Source organism: Achromobacter insuavis (assembly GCF_902859645.1).
In the GTDB taxonomy this organism is placed as follows: domain Bacteria; phylum Pseudomonadota; class Gammaproteobacteria; order Burkholderiales; family Burkholderiaceae_B; genus Achromobacter; species Achromobacter insuavis.
The window spans coordinates 1-3,844 of the sequence record NZ_CADIJR010000160.1; the positions used below are offsets into that span (position 1 = coordinate 1).

Genomic DNA, 3,844 nt, shown 5'->3' on the forward strand with positions numbered 1-3,844 from the left:
CCTGAACGGGCCGGGCCCGGATCGGGCGCCGAGGCGCTACAAGCGGCCTGTCAGCAACAATACGATCAGCACGATCAGCACAATGCCGAGCAGGCCGCTGGGGTAATAGCCCCAACCGCGGCTGTACGGCCAGGCGGGCACCGCACCGACGAGCAAAAGGATCAGGATGATCAACAGGATGGTGGACATGATGACTCCGGGAGTTGTTCTTGGTGGCTGGGGCGAGCGTCGCGGCGCTCAGTGAAGGGTCGTCCGCTTGCCGCGCGGCGACGGCGGCTCGAGCGGCGGCAGGTCCACTTCCGGCTCGTCGGTATCCGGGTCCACCGGCAGGTCGCCGGGCGGCGAACCGGGCGGAATGGGGTCCGGCTTGGGCGGGACATGCAAATACAGAAGGTCTGACATGGCGTTCTCCTTGAAGACGCAACCTGCTGCGCGGCCGGACCATTCCAGGCCGCGCTCCTGCTCGCGCCACGCCGGCATCAATGGCGCGCCAGCGCGAAAACGCGCAACAACTGCCGGTTGAACGCGGGGATGTCGTCCGGCTTGCGGCTGCTGATCCAGCGGCCGTCCACCACCACTTCCTCGTCCACCCACCGCGCGCCGGCATTGCGCAGGTCATCGGCCAGCGATGGCCAACTGGTCAGTTTGCGATCCTTGACCAGTCCCGCCGATATCAGCAGCCAGGCACCGTGGCAGATCACCGCCAGCGGCTTGCCGGCCTCGTGCATGGCCTGCACGAATGCGCGCGCCTGCGAATGCAGCCGGATCTCGTCGGCATTGATCACGCCGCCAGGCAGCAGCACCGCGTCAAACGACGCCGGATTCGCCTCGGCGAAGGTCAGGTCCGCCTCGACCCTATCGCCCTTGTCGTTGTGGCGCATGCCCTGCACCGGCCCGCGCCGCGCCGAAACGACCACCGTGCGCGCGCCCTGCTGCTGCAGCGCGTCGCGCGGATCGGTCAGCTCCACTTGTTCGAAGCCATCTGTCACCAGAATGGCCACGTTGAAGTCCTGTAATGAATGCGTCATGCAATGCTCCCTGGTTGCAGCACGCCATGCAGCAAGTGGCGTGCCCGGGGACCGCCGCCCGCCGCCCGCCGCCCGCGGCGGGCACGCCACTTGCTCGGCGCAGCGGCGACGCGCAGGAGAGGACATGGCAAACCGCAGCCGGGCGCCGGCGGCCCGCCCCGCCAACGACGAACTCGTGTACATGGATGACACCGGCCCCGGCTACCGTCGGGTGCGGGTCAATGGCACGACCTTCCACTACCTCGACACCGTCGACAGACGCATCACCGACGCAACCGAATTGGCCCGCATCCGCGCGCTGGCGATCCCGCCGGCCTATGAGGACGTGTGGATCTGCCCGCATGCCCAAGGCCATCTGCAGGCCACCGGGCGCGATGCCCGTGGCCGCAAGCAATACCGCTACCACGCCGCCTGGGCGCAGTTGCGCGATGCCGACAAGTATCAGAGCCTGAGTTCGTTCGGCGCGCAACTGCCGCGCATCCGGCGCCAGGTGGCGCGCGACTTGCAGGCGTCCGGCCTGCCGCGCGCCAAAGTGATCGCGGTGGTGGTGCGTCTGCTGGAAGACACGCTGATCCGCATCGGCGCGCGCGAATACGCCCGCGCCAACCGCTCCTATGGGCTGACCACGCTGACGCGGCGCCACACGCGTGTCAGCGGCGACCGCCTGCGCCTGCGTTTTCGCGGCAAGAGCGGCGTGGCGCACGACGTCACCGTCAAGGACCGCCGCATCGCGCGCATCATCAAACGCTGCCTGGATATTCCCGGACAGCAGCTGTTTCAGTATCTGGATGAGGCCGGCGAGGCCCATGCGATCGACTCGGAGGCGGTCAACGCCTATCTGCGCGAAGCCGGGGCCGCCGATTTCACCGCCAAGCACTATCGCACCTGGGCTGGGTCGGTGCTGGCCTACGCGGCCTTGCAGGCGCGCCCCCGCCAAGACGAACGGCAGGCCCGGCAGGAAGTGGTGGAGGTCATCCGGCAGGTCTCACAGCGGCTGGCGAATACGCCTGCGGTATGCCGCGCCTGCTACGTGCATCCCGCGATCATCGAGTCCTATCTGGCCGGGCGCCTGCCGCCACGGACGGCCGCGCCGACGGGGGCCCGCGGGCTCAACGCCGACGAACGCCGGCTGCTGGCCTTTCTGGGCGATGCCTGAACGCGGCCGGTCAGGCCGGCCGGGTCGGCACGCCGTCCCGCCCCTGCCCAAATTGCAAGCGGATGTGGCAACGCGCGCAGGGATGCAAGTTCGTGGGTAAAACGAACATTCACAACGAGATGCAATGCAAGACCCCGGCAGGCGCTGATCCGTGCCACCTTCCTTGTATGCGCCGCGCCCGCAGCGGACCGCGGCCATGCCTTCGCCAACGCTAACAGCAGGAGCTATTCATGGCCAACAACCACACTCCCGTCCCCTCGGACTTCCCCGAGAACGGCCCCGACGACCGCGCCGCCCGCCGTCGCAGGCGCCATCCGGAAAGCTGGATCGACGAGCTGGAAGCCACCTTGAGCGACGCCACCAGCACTGACCTGGAAGCGCTCAAGGCACGCCTTGCCGAGCAATTGCGCGACACCCGCCACAGCCTGCGCGATGCCTCCGACAGCGCCCAGGACATGGTGCGCGAGACCATTGATTGCACCGAGGAATACATCCACGCCCGCCCCTGGCAGGCCATCGGCCTGGTGGCCGGCGCGGCATTCCTGTTCGGCGTGATCGTCGGCCGGCAATAACGCCGCCCAGGGCCCGGCGGCGGCGGGTGCGGCCGGGCCGGGCCGCGCCCGCGGGAACACCATTTGCTCGATCCTCCCGATGACGCCACGGCGTCCCACCATCATTCAGGGAGATCCGCATGTCCACACCCAGCAATACCGGCAGCCGGCCTCATCCCGTCCCCCCCATGCCCGGGCAGCACCTGTCCAAGCCCGGCAGGGAAGGCGAAATGGCCTTGGCCCCGCAATACCTGGCGCCCGACTACCAGGGCAGCGGCAAACTGGCCGGCATGGCCGCCATCGTCACCGGCGGCGATTCCGGCATCGGCCGCGCGGTGAGCGTGCTGTTCGCGCGCGAAGGCGCCGACATCGCCATCATCTATCTGAACGAACACGACGACGCGCGCGAAACCCGGCGCGCGGTCGAGGCCGAAGGCCGCCGCTGCCTGCTGATCGCCGGCGACGTGCGCGAATCGGCTTTCTGCAACCAGGCCGTGGCGCAGGCGGCGCAGGCCTTCGGCCGGCTCGACGTGCTGGTCAACAACGCCGCGTTCCAGGACCATGACGACGGGCTGGAGGCCATCAGCGACGAGAAATGGGACAAGACCCTGCGCACCAACATCCATGGTTATTTCTACATGGCCCGCGCCGCGCTGCCGCATTTGCGGGCGGGCGCCAGCATCATCAACACGGGTTCCGTCACCGGCCTGCGCGGCAGCGCCGGGCTGCTCGATTATTCCGCCAGCAAGGGCGCCATCCATGCATTCACCCGTTCGCTGGCGGCCAATCTGGCCGACAAGGCCATTCGCGTCAATGCGGTGGCGCCCGGCCCGGTCTGGACCCCGCTGAATCCCGCGGACCGCGACGCCGAGCAGATCAAGTCCTTCGGCAAGGACACGGACCTGGGCCGGCCGGCCCAGCCCGAAGAGATCTCTCCTGCCTACGTGTTCCTGGCCGCGCCGTGCTGCGCCAGCTACATCACCGGGATCGTGCTGCCGATCACCGGCAGCGCGGGCGACTGAGCGCCGCGGCGCCCGCCCTGCCCGGCGCCGCCGCATTGGCGCGTTACTGCGGCGCCACCGAGGCCGGCGCGGTGCGCTCGGCCGGCG

6 protein-coding genes are annotated in these 3,844 nt (G+C 69.0%); 3 read left to right on the forward strand and 3 right to left on the reverse strand.

All coding sequences use genetic code 11. The features are described 5' to 3' along the window. Positions 1-36 precede the first annotated feature (36 nt). The 3 genes from H0523_RS31635 to H0523_RS31645 all read right to left on the reverse strand — a co-directional run bounded on the left by H0523_RS31635 (position 37) and on the right by H0523_RS31645 (position 1,028). The gene (locus tag H0523_RS31635) at positions 37-189 is read right to left on the reverse strand and encodes a DUF3309 family protein (RefSeq protein ID WP_049073601.1); all 153 of its coding nucleotides are present in this window, start codon (positions 187-189) and stop codon (positions 37-39) included. A 48-nt stretch (positions 190-237) separates the two neighbouring features. After that, a complete protein-coding gene (locus H0523_RS31640) occupies positions 238-402 on the reverse strand; it encodes a hypothetical protein (protein ID WP_180180300.1) in 165 nt (54 codons plus the stop codon). Between the two features lie 77 nt (positions 403-479). Further along, positions 480-1,028, reverse strand: a complete 549-nt coding sequence (locus H0523_RS31645; RefSeq protein WP_054434954.1) for a type 1 glutamine amidotransferase domain-containing protein — start codon at positions 1,026-1,028, stop codon at positions 480-482. A 124-nt stretch (positions 1,029-1,152) separates the two neighbouring features. Between H0523_RS31645 and H0523_RS31650 the strand changes: the two genes are divergently transcribed. The 3 genes from H0523_RS31650 to H0523_RS31660 all read left to right on the forward strand — a co-directional run bounded on the left by H0523_RS31650 (position 1,153) and on the right by H0523_RS31660 (position 3,757). Further along, positions 1,153-2,184 carry a DNA topoisomerase IB gene (locus H0523_RS31650; RefSeq protein ID WP_054434952.1) on the forward strand — a complete coding sequence of 344 codons (1,032 nt, stop codon included), beginning with the start codon at positions 1,153-1,155 and terminating at the stop codon, positions 2,182-2,184. A 230-nt stretch (positions 2,185-2,414) separates the two neighbouring features. Continuing rightward, on the forward strand, positions 2,415-2,756 hold the full coding sequence (locus H0523_RS31655) for an ElaB/YgaM/YqjD family protein (RefSeq protein ID WP_054434950.1): 342 nt from the start codon (positions 2,415-2,417) through the stop codon (positions 2,754-2,756). Between the two features lie 119 nt (positions 2,757-2,875). Further along, positions 2,876-3,757, forward strand: a complete 882-nt coding sequence (locus H0523_RS31660; RefSeq protein WP_054434948.1) for an SDR family oxidoreductase — start codon at positions 2,876-2,878, stop codon at positions 3,755-3,757. The last annotated feature ends 87 nt before the right edge of the window (positions 3,758-3,844 follow it).

Excerpts from the sequence above, each read along its gene's own strand:
- H0523_RS31645 (WP_054434954.1), bottom strand. The coding sequence starts at position 1,028 with ATGACGCATTCATTACAGGACTTCAACGTGGCCATTCTGGTGACAGAT.
- H0523_RS31660 (WP_054434948.1), top strand. The coding sequence starts at position 2,876 with ATGTCCACACCCAGCAATACCGGCAGCCGGCCTCATCCCGTCCCCCCC.
- H0523_RS31650 (WP_054434952.1), top strand. The coding sequence starts at position 1,153 with ATGGCAAACCGCAGCCGGGCGCCGGCGGCCCGCCCCGCCAACGACGAA.
- H0523_RS31655 (WP_054434950.1), top strand. The coding sequence starts at position 2,415 with ATGGCCAACAACCACACTCCCGTCCCCTCGGACTTCCCCGAGAACGGC.
- H0523_RS31635 (WP_049073601.1), bottom strand. The coding sequence starts at position 189 with ATGTCCACCATCCTGTTGATCATCCTGATCCTTTTGCTCGTCGGTGCG.
- H0523_RS31640 (WP_180180300.1), bottom strand. The coding sequence starts at position 402 with ATGTCAGACCTTCTGTATTTGCATGTCCCGCCCAAGCCGGACCCCATT.